This is a genomic window from Leuconostoc gasicomitatum LMG 18811, assembly GCF_000196855.1.
Lineage (GTDB): Bacteria > Bacillota > Bacilli > Lactobacillales > Lactobacillaceae > Leuconostoc > Leuconostoc gasicomitatum.
Genome location: NC_014319.1, coordinates 1,635,834 through 1,649,065, shown reverse-complemented (window position 1 = coordinate 1,649,065; position 13,232 = coordinate 1,635,834). Strand labels below are relative to the sequence as shown.

At 36.3% G+C, this 13,232-nt stretch carries 23 protein-coding genes; 17 read left to right on the top strand and 6 right to left on the bottom strand.

Going from position 1 to position 13,232, the window contains the following annotated elements; translation table 11 throughout:
• The first annotated feature begins 98 nt into the window (after positions 1–98).
• Together comGA and LEGAS_RS08050 are read left to right on the top strand one after the other, a co-directional pair.
• Positions 99–1,046 (top strand): competence type IV pilus ATPase ComGA, encoded by a 948-nt coding sequence (gene comGA / locus LEGAS_RS08055; RefSeq protein WP_013231946.1) that lies wholly within the window; start codon positions 99–101, stop codon positions 1,044–1,046.
• Positions 997–2,031: a type II secretion system F family protein gene (locus tag LEGAS_RS08050; protein WP_013231945.1), complete on the top strand. Its 1,035-nt coding sequence runs from the start codon at positions 997–999 to the stop codon at positions 2,029–2,031. The genes comGA and LEGAS_RS08050 overlap by 50 nt, the downstream gene beginning before the upstream one ends.
• A gap of 73 nt (positions 2,032–2,104) precedes the next feature.
• On the opposite strand, the gene LEGAS_RS08045 is transcribed toward LEGAS_RS08050, so the two are convergent.
• The 5 genes from LEGAS_RS08045 to LEGAS_RS08025 all read right to left on the bottom strand — a co-directional run bounded on the left by LEGAS_RS08045 (position 2,105) and on the right by LEGAS_RS08025 (position 5,656).
• A complete protein-coding gene (locus LEGAS_RS08045; protein WP_013231944.1) occupies positions 2,105–3,556 on the bottom strand; it encodes a recombinase family protein in 1,452 nt (483 codons plus the stop codon).
• Between the two features lie 181 nt (positions 3,557–3,737).
• Positions 3,738–4,247, bottom strand: a complete 510-nt coding sequence (locus LEGAS_RS08040; RefSeq protein WP_013231943.1) for a hypothetical protein — start codon at positions 4,245–4,247, stop codon at positions 3,738–3,740.
• 76 nt (positions 4,248–4,323) lie between these two features.
• Positions 4,324–4,851 (bottom strand): Ltp family lipoprotein, encoded by a 528-nt coding sequence (locus LEGAS_RS08035; RefSeq protein ID WP_013231942.1) that lies wholly within the window; start codon positions 4,849–4,851, stop codon positions 4,324–4,326.
• Between the two features lie 47 nt (positions 4,852–4,898).
• Positions 4,899–5,309, bottom strand: a complete 411-nt coding sequence (locus LEGAS_RS08030; RefSeq protein ID WP_013231941.1) for a hypothetical protein — start codon at positions 5,307–5,309, stop codon at positions 4,899–4,901.
• A complete protein-coding gene (locus LEGAS_RS08025) occupies positions 5,309–5,656 on the bottom strand; it encodes a helix-turn-helix domain-containing protein (protein WP_013231940.1) in 348 nt (115 codons plus the stop codon). The genes LEGAS_RS08030 and LEGAS_RS08025 overlap by 1 nt, the downstream gene beginning before the upstream one ends.
• A 253-nt stretch (positions 5,657–5,909) precedes the next feature.
• Here LEGAS_RS08025 and LEGAS_RS08020 point away from each other — a divergent pair, with 253 nt between their 5' ends.
• Genes LEGAS_RS08020 through LEGAS_RS10105 form a run of 5 tightly spaced genes read left to right on the top strand, consistent with a single transcriptional unit; the run spans position 5,910 to position 7,354 of the window.
• Positions 5,910–6,125, top strand: coding sequence for a hypothetical protein (locus LEGAS_RS08020; protein ID WP_013231939.1), 216 nt, complete (start codon positions 5,910–5,912; stop codon positions 6,123–6,125).
• A gap of 12 nt (positions 6,126–6,137) precedes the next feature.
• Entirely contained in the window at positions 6,138–6,857 is a 720-nt protein-coding gene (locus LEGAS_RS08015) for a phage antirepressor KilAC domain-containing protein (protein ID WP_013231938.1), read from the top strand.
• An 11-nt stretch (positions 6,858–6,868) separates the two neighbouring features.
• A complete protein-coding gene (locus LEGAS_RS10115) occupies positions 6,869–7,015 on the top strand; it encodes a BOW99_gp33 family protein (RefSeq protein WP_013231937.1) in 147 nt (48 codons plus the stop codon).
• Complete coding sequence (locus tag LEGAS_RS10110; protein ID WP_013231936.1) at positions 7,012–7,185, top strand: hypothetical protein; 174 nt, start codon at positions 7,012–7,014, stop codon at positions 7,183–7,185. The genes LEGAS_RS10115 and LEGAS_RS10110 overlap by 4 nt, the downstream gene beginning before the upstream one ends.
• 4 nt (positions 7,186–7,189) lie before the next feature.
• Positions 7,190–7,354 carry a hypothetical protein gene (locus LEGAS_RS10105; RefSeq protein ID WP_013231935.1) on the top strand — a complete coding sequence of 55 codons (165 nt, stop codon included), beginning with the start codon at positions 7,190–7,192 and terminating at the stop codon, positions 7,352–7,354.
• On the opposite strand, the gene LEGAS_RS08010 is transcribed toward LEGAS_RS10105, so the two are convergent.
• Positions 7,340–7,555, bottom strand: a complete 216-nt coding sequence (locus tag LEGAS_RS08010; protein WP_041771779.1) for a hypothetical protein — start codon at positions 7,553–7,555, stop codon at positions 7,340–7,342. The genes LEGAS_RS10105 and LEGAS_RS08010 overlap by 15 nt on opposite strands.
• Positions 7,556–7,721: 166 nt before the next feature.
• Between LEGAS_RS08010 and LEGAS_RS08005 the strand changes: the two genes are divergently transcribed.
• The 10 genes from LEGAS_RS08005 (at position 7,722) to LEGAS_RS07960 (ending at position 13,231) form a co-directional block, all read left to right on the top strand.
• On the top strand, positions 7,722–7,928 hold the full coding sequence (locus LEGAS_RS08005) for a helix-turn-helix domain-containing protein (RefSeq protein WP_041771777.1): 207 nt from the start codon (positions 7,722–7,724) through the stop codon (positions 7,926–7,928).
• A gap of 2 nt (positions 7,929–7,930) precedes the next feature.
• Entirely contained in the window at positions 7,931–8,740 is an 810-nt protein-coding gene (locus LEGAS_RS08000; RefSeq protein ID WP_013231933.1) for a hypothetical protein, read from the top strand.
• Positions 8,733–8,999, top strand: a complete 267-nt coding sequence (locus LEGAS_RS07995) for a hypothetical protein (protein WP_013231932.1) — start codon at positions 8,733–8,735, stop codon at positions 8,997–8,999. Before LEGAS_RS08000 ends, LEGAS_RS07995 begins: the two co-directional genes overlap by 8 nt.
• 85 nt (positions 9,000–9,084) lie before the next feature.
• Positions 9,085–9,270, top strand: coding sequence for a hypothetical protein (locus LEGAS_RS07990; RefSeq protein WP_013231931.1), 186 nt, complete (start codon positions 9,085–9,087; stop codon positions 9,268–9,270).
• Positions 9,271–9,283: 13 nt separating this feature from the next.
• Complete coding sequence (locus LEGAS_RS07985) at positions 9,284–10,186, top strand: DUF1351 domain-containing protein (RefSeq protein WP_013231930.1); 903 nt, start codon at positions 9,284–9,286, stop codon at positions 10,184–10,186.
• The gene (locus LEGAS_RS07980; protein ID WP_013231929.1) at positions 10,183–10,824 is read left to right on the top strand and encodes an ERF family protein; all 642 of its coding nucleotides are present in this window, start codon (positions 10,183–10,185) and stop codon (positions 10,822–10,824) included. Before LEGAS_RS07985 ends, LEGAS_RS07980 begins: the two co-directional genes overlap by 4 nt.
• Before the next feature lie 132 nt (positions 10,825–10,956).
• The gene (locus tag LEGAS_RS07975; RefSeq protein WP_013231928.1) at positions 10,957–11,376 is read left to right on the top strand and encodes a hypothetical protein; all 420 of its coding nucleotides are present in this window, start codon (positions 10,957–10,959) and stop codon (positions 11,374–11,376) included.
• Position 11,377: 1 nt separating this feature from the next.
• A complete protein-coding gene (locus LEGAS_RS07970) occupies positions 11,378–12,097 on the top strand; it encodes a hypothetical protein (protein WP_013231927.1) in 720 nt (239 codons plus the stop codon).
• Positions 12,098–12,153: 56 nt separating this feature from the next.
• Positions 12,154–12,849, top strand: coding sequence for a putative HNHc nuclease (locus tag LEGAS_RS07965; RefSeq protein WP_013231926.1), 696 nt, complete (start codon positions 12,154–12,156; stop codon positions 12,847–12,849).
• Entirely contained in the window at positions 12,830–13,231 is a 402-nt protein-coding gene (locus LEGAS_RS07960; RefSeq protein ID WP_013231925.1) for a hypothetical protein, read from the top strand. The genes LEGAS_RS07965 and LEGAS_RS07960 overlap by 20 nt, the downstream gene beginning before the upstream one ends.
• Position 13,232 lies beyond the last annotated feature (1 nt).

Below are 13,232 nucleotides of genomic sequence, written 5' to 3'. Positions count from 1 at the left end.
GACATATATTGAAAGAATGCTCAGAGAAATCTGGGTTTTTTTTGTGAGAAAAAACTATCACGGTCGTATGATGTTATGTGATTCAGAAAGGTGCCAATATGAATGGAATTTTAGAGGAAGCAATAACGCAACAAGCAAATGATATTTATATATTGCCAATTGACAATGCAAAATATGTGATTAAGTTTCATGTGGATGGTCAATCTTACGCATTTAAAGACATCAGTGAAGAAGAGGCGCAACTGATGGTGTCTGCAATTAAATATCGTGCAAAAATGAACATTTCGGAACGACGTCGACCGCAATTAGGGCGATTTCAATTTGATAATATTTGGATTAGAGTGTCCACAGTTGGCGATTTCTTAAACCGTGAAACAGTTGTGTTACGTATGATATACCAACAACAACAAAAACAGCAATGGTTAGATTTTCAGCAATTTCAACAAATAGAGGCCGCCTTGCCAAATTCAGGTTTGTTTGTGATTTCTGGACCAACAGGATCAGGGAAAACAACCACTTTATATCGATTGTTAGATAAGGTATCAGATGATAAATTAGTGTTGACAATAGAGGATCCAGTAGAAATACAACAACCTAAATTTGTACAGCTTCAAGTTAATGAAGATGCGAGTATTTACTACGACGATTTAATTAAAGTGGCCTTACGACATCGACCAGAAGTTTTATTAGTTGGTGAAATTAGAGACGGCACAACAGCAAAGGCTGCAGTACAGGCAGCTTTAAGTGGGCATTTAGTATTGAGTACGGTGCATGCAATGTCGGCACGTGATGTTATTTTGAGATTGCAAGATCTTGGTGTGGAGAAGGATAAATTGGCTGTCGCGTTGTCTGGGGTTGTTTATCAGCGCTTATTATCCACATGTGATAATCAACAAGCAGCGATTATAGATATGTTACAGGCTACGGAAATCAAGCATGTATTAGACGGAGAACAAGTGCCACAGTTCTCAAAAAACTGGCAGGAGGTTTTGCACCATGCGATTAGAACTAACAAAATTTCAAAAGAAACGTGTCAAGCACTTTAAAACAAGTGAACAAGTATTGTTTTTTCAAGAACTAGGAGAACTATTACAATCTGGTTATAGTATTTCACAAAGTTTAGATATATTAGCCAGTGCACATACGAAATGGCAACACTGGCTCAGACGTGTCATAAAAGAGTTAAATCAAGGATTCGCATTACATGTTATTTTGAGAAAAGATGTGAGTAATCAAATATTATTGCAGTTAAAATTGGCAGATCAACATGGTAATTTAACCGAGACTTTGGTAGCAATTGGCGAGAATTTGGCAAAACTTCAGCAGCAGCAAAATAAAGTGACACAAGTCATGCGTTATCCAATCATTTTATTCGGACTTCTTGGCATGATGTTTGTTGGGTTAAAATATTTTTTGTATCCTATTTTAAATCAATGGCAAGATACATCGACAATAGGGACTAAGGAAAGTCACAATTACTTATACTTCATTGTTGGTATGATTATTTTATTTTCGCTAGTAATAATTGCCTTTTGCCATAGAAAAAATCCACGTCAAAAGCTTATTTTATTATCATATATGCCAATTGTTGGTGTTATTGTCAAAACTATTTTCACTTATCAGGTAACACAACAGTTATCAACACTTCTCTCAAGCGGCTTAACCATACCAGAAATTTTAGATGAGATTAGTCAAGGTGACGAAAAAAGCAATCGTATGACGATCATTTTGGCAAATCATGCACGTCAACATTTTCAAAAAGGGTATACAATTGAAAGTTACATTTTAAAGCAACCTTATTTTAATCGTTCGCTAGCAGGTTATTTCTCTCGAGGACATGAGCCAAAAGTGTTGGCTGATTATCTATCTTATTATGCTAAAACACAATTTCAATTACTGATGCAACAAACAGATCGTTTAATTGGCACACTGCAACCCTTATTTTTTGGTGTAATTGGTGTGGCAATTGTTATATTATACATGTCGATGTTGTTACCTATGTACAACTCTATTGGGGGGTTATATCAATGAAAATTTTTAAAAAAAGTCGACAAGCATTTACTCTAATTGAAACGGTATATAGTCGGTATGTTTGTTATATGCGCTAAAAATCCCAAGATATTTCGATTGTTTCACTAGTAACAGAAACCTTACGTATCAATGATTTAGCTAGCATGGATTGTTGATCATAGTCTAATTCTGTGATATCGTTGCCATCTATTCTTGATCTAAATATATCAGACTTAGCATGACCGTGTTTATTTTCTTCAGAGAATATCTTGGCTTCTATATTTTTTCTTGTTTGTTTTAATTCTTCAGTTCGATTTTTCAAATCATCTAATGTCATCAAATCGTTCATGTATAGATCACTTAGTTTTTTTAACCGTGACGAAATCTTTGCGAGTTCGCTTTCAAGATAGATTGTATCAATAGCAGGTTGGCCATTATCAAGTTTAATAATTTCTTGTATTTTTTGAGGGTTTGTTTGTAATTCAGATATTGAGTTAATGACATATGCCTCGATATTCTGCATCATGTAGAATCCAGAATCACATTGTTTGTTATTATTATACGTTGTCACAGGATTAGATTTTCTAATAATTCTATTGGCACATTGATATTTTAATAGCCTAGTGCCATCTTTTCTCTTATTGCCTAATATTGAAACTAAAGGTGCACCACAATATCCACATTTCGCCATACCAGAAAGAATATATTTTGATTGAAACGGACGAGAATTATTATTTTTCAGGTATGCTTGTTTTTGACGTATGTCCAATTCATATTGAACAGATTGAAATGTTTCATTATTGAGTATGGGTTCATGATTACCCGGAAAAGTTTTCCCATCATACTTAACCAAGCCTGTATATGTAGGATTATCTAAAGTTTGCCTGAGCGTACGATACGACCAATTTCTATCTTTACCAATATGACCATCTGAATTTAGTTTATCCCGCAACTTAGTGATTGAAATTCCGGATAAATAATCATCAAATATCATTTTGACAACGCCAGCCGCTACTTCATCAATGATAAAATTTCCACTTTTTTTGTCATAGGTGTAACCGAATGGTGTCATGTGCCAGCCCATTGCTTTTCCAGATTTTGCACGTCCAACTAGTCCCAATTTCATGCGTTCTCTTATTTGTTCGCGCTCTAATTGTGCAAAAACACTTAAAATTCCAATCATTGCTGTTCCAAATGCTGTTGACGTGTCGAAATTTTCATTCAATGAGACAAAATCAATGTTATTAACTTTGAAAACATCTTCAATTAAGAACAGCGTGTCTTTTTGCGAGCGGCTTAATCTATCAAGCTTGTACACGAGTACAGTATCAAATAATTTACGCTTCGCATCGTTTATCATGCGTTCCAAAGCAGGTCGAGTGGTATTGCTTCCTGAGAAACCACCGTCCTCGTATACATCATATACTTGCCATTCTTTGATGTCAGCAAATTTTTTTAATTTGTCTATTTGTTCGCCAATAGAGTAACCACTCTCAGCTTGTTCTAAAGTTGACACTCTAACGTAGATTGCTACTTTTTTGTTCATAATAAAAAGCCTCCTTAAAAAAGGGGCTTATATCTGTTATAATTAACTAGAACGCCCCGTGCGTTTATGTTTTTACTGTTTAGCACACCTGATTATCTTGGCGGATAGGGTGTGCTTTTTTATTTGCTTATTTTAAAGACTTCATTGTCTAATATGTTTACGCCCATTAGGGCATGTGCTATTATTCTACAAATTCTATATCATCTTTACCGTTGCTCGATGCAATTAATTTGCCATTTGGTAGTACAACATCGATCGCGGGATTATGCATTCCGTAATGAACAGCTTGCTTGTTTGCTATAGTTTCTAGTATATCCATAGCATGTTGAAGATCATCGTTGCTATAATCTGACCAGACTTCGAATCCTGTGTATGTTAATGTATTTGTATCTTTATTATATTTTGCAGATTGAACTGTACCATAACTTAATTTGTTAACTTTTTCCTCATAACTTATTGAATCGGTGCTTGATGAACTTACTTCTGATGAGCTGACTGAACTCATCATTGATTCAGATTTACTATAACCGTTATCCGAATCGTCTTCTGAATTTTTTTCAACCGAAATTTTTGATGAGTCTTCATAATTATTTCGACTGTTGTCTTTTTTAGCTGTTAATCCAAAAAACAATATGAATACTAATGTCACAACAATGGTCACACTTGCTAAAATTTTATCTCTTTTTTCCATTTCTATTTTTAAACTCTCCCAAAATTTTTTAGTGTGGTTGTTCAGCGTTTATTATGTACACCCAAACGGGCATTGATTAATTGTTTAAATGTTGAATAGCATAATCTGCTTCTTCTTGCGTAAATTTTTCTCCAGAATCTGATATCAACTGTTCTTTGATAGCATCTGTTGACATGCTCATCTGCTTTTGATAAGTTTTAGCCTTTGATAAAGCATTCTTATTGTAATCTGCTTTAACATTATCAATTGCATATTGAGCTGCATCTACTGGGAATTTTTCTCCAGCATCCGATGTTAGCTGTTGATAAATAGCTGCTTTTGACATGCTCATCACACTTGCATAAGTGTTAGCTTTGTTCAATGCTGCAGTATATTCAGCAGATACTTTAGGTTTTGATTCTATGCTTGAACTTTCTTTTGTTTGTTTATTTGTTTTAGATGAAGAAGCAGAATTTTCGGATGACTTCGTATCCTTACTGCTACTTGAACTACCTATAATTATAAAAATTACAATAATCGCTAATATCCAAAACCAAACACGTTTATAGAATGGTTTCTTTTGAACATAGGTGTTTCCATTTTCATCTACAATCTTTTTTGCCATTATATTATCTCCCAAAACCTTTTAATGTGATTGTTTGGCACATGTATTCATTCTACAATATTAAGTTCATTATAGGTGCGCAACACGTCATTTTCTAGCCATGATGGAACACGATAGTAACTCATGAATGTAAGCGGACTACTTGGCATTTCGATCGACATCAGCATACGTATGGCATTTCGATGTGCTAATAATTCTTCACCACGTTTACCAAACTCGCTGAACTGATATACTGATTGATATTGCAATTCACCATATAAAATATGACTTAATTCGTGAGCTAATCTGTAATTAAAACTAACGTTAATTTTAAAATTTGGGTTCATGATAACCGTGCTATCTAAAGGACTAGCAACATCAGGTGTTTCAGATTTCATATTGAGATGATACACAGAAACAAAATTCCGCTTTGCTAATCGCAATAATTCATCAGTTATTGTGTCTTTATATTCGTCCATTAATTGTCCTCGTTACGTTTTTGAAATCTTCTAAACTTTAGTAACTCAATTATCGCTTGTTTGTCGTCTGCATCTATTTCTTTGCCATCAAATGAAAGTAGTATGTCAGAGTCATCTATATTAGTCAGTCTATTTTTAACAGTTGGTTCTTCTTCTGAATTATTAAGCAAATAGTTAACTGTAACATTAAGAGTATCAGCAATAGCTTTTAATGCTGGTCCACTTGGTTCAACGCCTTGATTATATCTATAAATTGCATTTTCACTAAATCCCGAGGCAATTGCAACCTGTTTTAAATTCATTCCTCTTTTTTTAGCAGTATCTTTTATTCTTTCAAACGTAGTCATATCAACACCTTTTCTTTTTCGATGTAATTAATTTACACAAAAACACACAAAAGGCTTGCATATAATAACACTGTGTGTAATAATAAATACATCAAGTAATTGATTGAAAAAACAAATACCTTTAAATCTAACTTGGCGGTCTGATTGGTTGGTAGATGATTATTTTTTCGCTTATTTCGTATGCACTAATTTTACACTTTGTGTAAAAATAAGTCAAGAACTTGATTAATAATAACACAGAGGAGGTAATCTTATGTTGGCAAATGTACCGGCTGATGATACAAAAAAAATAAGGCAAGCTATACGCAACGCCTTAGATGATCGCGACATGACACAAGTAGAACTAGCCAATATCATGGGAGAAAGAGAGGACGAGACTAGCCGAGCTATTCGTGGAAATGATGGTGATAGGTACGATCGAATTCGCGAAACAATCTTAAAATTGTTCAACATCACATTAAAACATTAGAAAGGCAAAAGCATGCAAGAAATTATTAAAATCAATCAAAACGAGCAAGGCGAAGCACGGGTTAGCGCTCGTGAATTGTATCAGGCTTTGGAAGTATCTAAAAATACGCGTTTCTCCCGTTGGTTTGATACAAATTCAAAACAATTAATTGAAGGAGAAGATTTTACAGGTGTGCTTTCAAGCACGGCTGTAAATAATGGGGCTATTCAACAACTTCAAGATTATTCACTGACGGTTGATGCTGCTAAACAAATGGCATTAATGTCTGGCACTGAAAAAGGCCGCGAAGTTCGCATGTATTTCATTCAAGTTGAAAAGGCGTGGAACAGTCCTGATCAAATCATGGCTAGAGCGTTACAAATCAGCAAGGTTAAGTTGGAACATAAAGACCAACTTATTGCTGAAATGAAACCTAAAGCATTGTTTGCTGATGCAGTTAGCGCAAGTCAAACAAGTATCTTAGTTGGCGAGTTAGCTAAATTGCTAAAACAGAACAAGGTTAATATTGGCGCAAACCGATTGTTCGTATGGTTACGTGAAAACGGTTACCTAATCAGACGTAATGGCACAGATTACAATATGCCGACACAAAAAAGTATGGAGCTGGGTTTGTTTGAAATTAAGGAACATAACCACATCAATTCCAATGGCGTAAACGTCACGACTAAAACATCAAAGGTAACTGGTAAGGGTCAACAATATTTCATCAACAAGTTTTTGAAAACAGCATAGGAGAAAACAAAATGAAAGTCACACACGTATTAAAGGACGGTACGAGAATGGACAGTATGAAAGGATATGTCATTCCTTATCGTGACGACACGAAGAAAATTTATCGAGCTATTGCTAAGGCTGCGATGTTAACAAGAGATAAGGAGCAAAGTGCATGATAACAGCAGCAGTATGGATCGTCATCATCGTTGGCGGCATTGTCTGGTTCACGCATGACGAACGCAAGTTTGATGAGCGCGAGGGTAGACGTGATTATTATAGGCACATCGAAAACGGTTGCACACCAGAGGAAGCGGCATTCTTAGTAAATGGCGCAGTAGAGGAGTAGGAAAATGGAAAAAGAAATTTTGGAATTAAAAAAAGAAATCACATCACTAAAGAGTGAGGTGACTTCTTTAAAAAAAGTTGTCAATGCGTTTAAATACGCTTCAGAAGACAGCAAAAACTACACCAATTCAAAAATAATCGCGTTAGAACAGAAGTTAACTAAATACTAGATATCCGTCATTTTTGTCCAGAACCGTGTAGTTGTTCTTCTCTGCTTCAGAAATTATTTCTGCTTTGCTTAATGTTGGGTATTCTGACAGCTTGATGGTTGCGCTATCTCCAACAAAATTTATAACCGATTGAAGTCGGTCGTCAATGTCAATCCAAGTTTGATTACGACTTTTTAAATCTTTCTTTGGACTTAGTCCCATATTATTTCTTCTTTCTGCAGCGTTTTGGATAAACGGCTGCTCTCAAATTTGCAAACATATATTCGTGTTTATTCCTGATGAATGAAACATCTGTTTGTATATATTATTATAGCAGAAAAAAAGAACAACAAAACGTATAAACCAATCGAAAGGACAATATTTGTACATGGAAATCAATAAAAAACTGAAGAATTTACTATATGACAAAGATAGGTCATGGTATTGGCTTGGCAAACATTCTGGAGTTGATATGAGCACGATTTATCGTATTAAAAATGATGAAAGTGCAGGTACAGATTTTTCCACCATGGAAAAAATAGCTGATGCACTAGATGTCAGTTTAGATGAATTTAGAACAGAGAAAGAGAGGTAGTCATGGCACAGAGAAGAATGTTCAGCAAGAAAGTTACTGATACAGATACTTTCTTAGACATGCCGCTGTCAACACAGGCACTGTATTTTCACTTAAATATGCACGCAGACGATGATGGATTCATCGACAACACGAGGACTATTCAGAGAATGATAGGATCCAGTGAAGATGACAGAAAATTATTAATAGCGAAACAATTTTTACTGCCATTCGAAAATGGTGTCGTTGTGATCAAAGATTGGCGAGTGCACAACTATATTCGTAAGGACACATATAACAAAACGATGTATCCAAATGAGTTAGAACAGCTACAAATCAATAATTCGGGTCAATATGAAAAACAAAATAATATTTTGTATACAGAACGTCCACGAGACGTAGACGAAACGTTGACACAGGTTAGGTTAGGTAAGGATAGGTTAGGTAAGGTTAGTAAAGATATATTGTCCGATTCTGACGAACCAGACAGATTGCATATTGAAAAATCAGAACGTGATGCTATGTTTGAAGAAATTTGGAAACTATATCCCAAAAAATCAGGTAAATCAAACGCGAAGAAAGATTTTGATAAAGCAATTAAAGCTGGTGTTGATTCTGAATTAATCAAATCAAAGTTACAAGAATATTTGAAACAGATAGAAATCAAACAAACACCGGGGCAATATATCAAGCAAGGCTCAACATGGTTTCATCAAGCTGGTTGGGAAGATGAGTATGATTTCACACCAGAGGTTAAGCAAACCTATGGCAGAGCTAAAAGAGAGGGCGTTGTTCCGGGCTTCTTGAAGAATAAAGGACTAACAAATGGATAAATGGGTTAGTGAGTTCGTTAAAACAGCAGTAACCGTTAAAATACTTAGCTTAGTATCTAACAAGCATGATAAGAGCGGCTATAAATTTAAGCAAGAAGATGTTGAAGAACTTGGCGCACGTCTTAAAGCAAATGGCGGACTTAGAGAGATGATGAACTATATCGCAACGCATGCAGAGTTTAGTATCAATTCAGTATTTGAGTCTTCACCAGTAGCAATAGAGACATTTCAGGAAATGAGAGCAGAAAAAAACGCCTAACAGTTAGAGCTGTTAGACGTGAGGTATAAATATTTTGAACGATAATTTATACCTCAAGAATATCAGGAAATATGGAGGTAGTCAAATGGTGCAGGACGCAATGAGTTTTTACAACCCAGATAAACCAGATCGAAATTGGGAGCGCATGCAGTCGCGCATTGAGTATTTGGAGTCTGAGCGCAGCAAGAAAATTGATGAAAGAGATTACGCTCAAGAACGCATTCACGAGATTGACGAAGAACTTAGCCAATTGAAATTGAGCATTAATTAGACAGGAGATTAGTATGGCAAACGAAGTAGCAACAATCAATTTAGAAATTACAGCATTAACACCAGCACATGTTGAAGCACCTAACTTAGATGATTTGGTAGCGAATACCGATAAAATGTTGGCAAAATACAAAGAGTTTCCAGTCGTTGAAGAAAATTATGAACAGGCTAGAGATCAGCGGGCATTGCTAAATAATACTATCAAAGAAATTTCTGATCAACGAAAAAGTATTGAAAAAAAGATTATTGGTAATTGGTCTGAAATCAAACCAAAGATGATGGCTATTGAAAAAGCTGGTAAGTCGGCATCTGATTTGATGAAACAACAGATGGTGCCAGTTGAGAATGAGCGCAAGGAACGTCGCCGTGTCGTTATCATGAACGATGTCACTGCAATAGCAAATGAGCAGGGCGTAGATTGGGCGCGCATTCAATTCAATGAGAAATGGCTTAATAAGACTTACGGCCGTAATGACATGATAAGTGAGATTGATGCGCAAATATTGCAAATCCATAAAGACGATGAGCTAAAAGCATTACAAATTAACCAAATTGAAGTTGAAGCAAGTGGCTTGAAGATAGATGCCGACCCTTATATTTCAATGCTTGGCTTACGTGATCTAGTAGACATTAAGGCGCAGATGAAACGCGATATTGAAATCAAGGCAGCAAGGTTAGCGGAGGCTAAACGCGTTCAAGAAGAGGCTGAAGCAGCAGCTAAAGAACGCGAAGCCAATGCAAAAGTAGTCGGTGACAAGCTAGTTGATGAAAATGGCGAAGTTATTGAAAAGCCAGAACCAGCTATCGAAAAAACATATAACCGCACACTAAATATTATTAATGCAACCTTGCCACAGTTAAATGGTCTAGCGCAATACATGAAAGATAACGGAATCGAGTTTAGAGGTGTCAAATGAAAGAGTTGCAGTTGATACAAAGCAAGTTAGAAGCCCCTAAAGGTCAATATAACAGTTTTGGAAAATATAGCTATCGCAGTGCGGAAGACATTTTGAAAGCCATTAAGCCGTTAGCTGATGAGCAAAAGGCAACCGTCACATTAAGCGATGAGATAGTAATGCTCGGTAATAGGTTTTATATCAAATCGACAGCAAAAATAACAAATAGTTCTGGAGAATCTGAAGTAACAACCGGGTTTTCACGTGAGGCTGAAACTAAAAAAGGCATGAGCGATGAGCAGATAACTGGTAGTGCGTCTTCATATGCTCGAAAATATGCGCTTAATGGTTTGTTCGCTATTGATGATACGAAGGATGCCGATACCGATGAGCAAGCGACACAAACGCGAGCTAATAACAACGCACAGCAAGCTAAAGGAACAAATAACTCTAGCATTAAGCAAAAAAATCCATTGCATTCAGAATTTGGTAAGTTGGCCAAGAAAATTGAGTCGAAAAACAATATCGACGAAAAGCAAGTTTACTCAATCATATCTGGTCAGTTCGGATTGCAAGTTAATGAATTCATGGATTTCGTAAAATTGAGTGACAACCAAAAACAAACAATTGTCACATTTATGAAAAATGCAGCGCAATAACATACGACCAAATCATCGTCGTTAAACTGATAAAAACAGTGGAAGAGGTTTGTCAGAATTTCCTGCGTCCGCACGACATGGCGTGACCATGCAGATGGGTGTGAAGCCCAATAAAAACAAGAGGATAAAAACATGCCCGAAAATAAAAATACAATACATTTCTCGCTCGGTAGTTTAAATGATGGCGCTATTGAAAGCAAATTGATGGAAGAAGTTCAAAATGTTGCAAATAATATTTTTGATCCCAATACCGATCCAAAAGCAAAGAGAATTGTCACACTGAAATTAACAATGAATTCTGCTGATGACTTAAAAACAATTCAACTAGTGGCTCAAGTAACATCGAAAATGGCACCATCAGCAAAGACAGGCAGTACATTGCTTGGCGGTCTCAATGCTAACGGAGAAGTAGAGTTAAGCGAATTGAAGTCAGCAGCACCTGGTCAAATGATGGTTGACGTGGATACTGGAGAAATGTTGGTTGACACCGGATTGCCGGTTGCAGAGCAGGCAGTAGTAATTGATATGCAAACAGCCAAGGAGGCTAACTAAAATGACAGAATCAAAAGAATTAGAATTCGTATCTAACCAAGCTATTCAAGCAGCAGGTGAAGCAATTCAAGAAGTAAATGATAGTACATTTCTTGTTTCATCTGATGGCGTAACGGAATTCCGCCCAAATAATAACGCTAAAATTCCGATATCAATAACTACATTAGGCGGAATAAATAAAGCAATAGAATCTCATATACTTGGGAGATCAGCTGTTTCGGTTAATGTTAATAGCCCAGAAGACGTTGTAATATACGGAAAAATTAATGAATTTGGAAATCGTGAAGTGCTGGCAGAAACGAAACTCAGATTTGAAAGTTTTGATTTTGATCATTCTCACAAACGTGAAGAGATGATTGTTGCTTTGCAAGCACTTTTTTCAAAAACACCAGATCGCGATATCTTATTAAAATTTATTTCAAATGTGAAAGATAGTAATGAGTCGTCATTCACAGATGACGGAACGACACAAATTGCTAAGGCATCAACCGGACCAGCAAGTTTGGCTAATGTTAAAGTTCCTAATCCAGTGATATTAAAGCCGTTCCGGACATTCACAGAAGTCGATCAGCCAGAAAGCGCATTCATATTTCGTATGAACAACATAGATAGTTTTTCATTGCATGAAGCAGATGGCGGTTTTTGGAAACAAAGCGCAATCAATAATATTGGCGAACATCTTGAAACAATAATTGACGGAAAAGTTCCGGTAATTTATTAAAAAAATCAAAACATCGTAAACGATCAAATGGGGTGTGAAGCCCATGAGGAGAAGTAATGAAAATCTTCCAAGCCTATCCAACTAAAAAATCAGGCAATGAAATAATATTCAGGTTTGAAGATGATGAATCAGCAAATAAATTCATGGCAACTTATCAGCTATTTAAACAGACATTGATTGAAATACAAGTGCGAGATGACCGTGAGATTAGCGCGCAACAACGAAAGTTTATATACGCCTTGTTCCGCGACATCTCTAACTGGTCTGGTGATATGCCTGAATACGTCAAGCAATTATTCAAGATGTGGTTTGAAGAGTGGAAAGATATTGATGAGTTCTCGTTAAGAGATGTTGAGAAGTCAGTGGCTGCTGAACTCATCACATTCATGTTGGACTTTGTGGCTGAACATGATGTGCCATTGAAATTTAAGCCACTAGATGCGCTTGAACCAGATGATATTAAGCATTGGGAGTATATGGCGCTGATTAATGGTTTCGATGTCATTGACGGCTCAAAGCCAGTTGAGTTGGCTCATGGCGAACACGCAGTAGGTATGGGGCGCGATAGAAACACCATTAGCAATGTTGGCAACACGGTATTTAGTTTAAGCCACGCGCACCACATGGAGTTGCATCGCATTGGCTTACCAGAATTTAAAAGCAAATATCACATTAATGGTGTGTTGGTCACACCTGAAATAATAAGAGAGTTAGAAAGCAGAGGACGAAGATTTGGGACGGTTAGAGAGTAAACGCTATTATGAATTGTATGTCGACGGACAGTTTGAAGCAAGCTACAAAGACAGGGTGACAGCTAACAGAACAGTCGCACAGCTGTTCAATAAAGGTCATGAAGTTAAAATCTTATCATTCGAACGCGGTGCTAAACGCAAATTTGAAAATAAGCCACAAAAAATAAATCTCACACATATTGTCAAGCATGAAGAATACGGCATATTATCAAATATTTTGGTTAAAAAAGACGGCACAAAAGTTTACATGTGGCACCACGACGGAGACGGAAGACGAGCCAAATTATTCAGTGATAATTTAACAGCACTATCAGTCGCCAAACGCCTCGGTGCGAAAATAAAACAGGCATCTTACGCTGATGTTAGTTTAAACTCAATTTAAC

Bases quoted from the DNA above. Each gene is read 5' to 3' on its own strand.
- comGA (WP_013231946.1), top strand. From the start codon at position 99: ATGAATGGAATTTTAGAGGAAGCAATAACGCAACAAGCAAATGATATT.
- LEGAS_RS08050 (WP_013231945.1), top strand. From the start codon at position 997: ATGCGATTAGAACTAACAAAATTTCAAAAGAAACGTGTCAAGCACTTT.
- LEGAS_RS08045 (WP_013231944.1), bottom strand. From the start codon at position 3,556: ATGAACAAAAAAGTAGCAATCTACGTTAGAGTGTCAACTTTAGAACAA.
- LEGAS_RS08040 (WP_013231943.1), bottom strand. From the start codon at position 4,247: ATGGAAAAAAGAGATAAAATTTTAGCAAGTGTGACCATTGTTGTGACA.
- LEGAS_RS08035 (WP_013231942.1), bottom strand. From the start codon at position 4,851: ATGGCAAAAAAGATTGTAGATGAAAATGGAAACACCTATGTTCAAAAG.
- LEGAS_RS08030 (WP_013231941.1), bottom strand. From the start codon at position 5,309: ATGGACGAATATAAAGACACAATAACTGATGAATTATTGCGATTAGCA.
- LEGAS_RS08025 (WP_013231940.1), bottom strand. From the start codon at position 5,656: ATGACTACGTTTGAAAGAATAAAAGATACTGCTAAAAAAAGAGGAATG.
- LEGAS_RS08020 (WP_013231939.1), top strand. From the start codon at position 5,910: ATGTTGGCAAATGTACCGGCTGATGATACAAAAAAAATAAGGCAAGCT.
- LEGAS_RS08015 (WP_013231938.1), top strand. From the start codon at position 6,138: ATGCAAGAAATTATTAAAATCAATCAAAACGAGCAAGGCGAAGCACGG.
- LEGAS_RS10115 (WP_013231937.1), top strand. From the start codon at position 6,869: ATGAAAGTCACACACGTATTAAAGGACGGTACGAGAATGGACAGTATG.
- LEGAS_RS10110 (WP_013231936.1), top strand. From the start codon at position 7,012: ATGATAACAGCAGCAGTATGGATCGTCATCATCGTTGGCGGCATTGTC.
- LEGAS_RS10105 (WP_013231935.1), top strand. From the start codon at position 7,190: ATGGAAAAAGAAATTTTGGAATTAAAAAAAGAAATCACATCACTAAAG.
- LEGAS_RS08010 (WP_041771779.1), bottom strand. From the start codon at position 7,555: ATGGGACTAAGTCCAAAGAAAGATTTAAAAAGTCGTAATCAAACTTGG.
- LEGAS_RS08005 (WP_041771777.1), top strand. From the start codon at position 7,722: ATGGAAATCAATAAAAAACTGAAGAATTTACTATATGACAAAGATAGG.
- LEGAS_RS08000 (WP_013231933.1), top strand. From the start codon at position 7,931: ATGGCACAGAGAAGAATGTTCAGCAAGAAAGTTACTGATACAGATACT.
- LEGAS_RS07995 (WP_013231932.1), top strand. From the start codon at position 8,733: ATGGATAAATGGGTTAGTGAGTTCGTTAAAACAGCAGTAACCGTTAAA.
- LEGAS_RS07990 (WP_013231931.1), top strand. From the start codon at position 9,085: ATGGTGCAGGACGCAATGAGTTTTTACAACCCAGATAAACCAGATCGA.
- LEGAS_RS07985 (WP_013231930.1), top strand. From the start codon at position 9,284: ATGGCAAACGAAGTAGCAACAATCAATTTAGAAATTACAGCATTAACA.
- LEGAS_RS07980 (WP_013231929.1), top strand. From the start codon at position 10,183: ATGAAAGAGTTGCAGTTGATACAAAGCAAGTTAGAAGCCCCTAAAGGT.
- LEGAS_RS07975 (WP_013231928.1), top strand. From the start codon at position 10,957: ATGCCCGAAAATAAAAATACAATACATTTCTCGCTCGGTAGTTTAAAT.
- LEGAS_RS07970 (WP_013231927.1), top strand. From the start codon at position 11,378: ATGACAGAATCAAAAGAATTAGAATTCGTATCTAACCAAGCTATTCAA.
- LEGAS_RS07965 (WP_013231926.1), top strand. From the start codon at position 12,154: ATGAAAATCTTCCAAGCCTATCCAACTAAAAAATCAGGCAATGAAATA.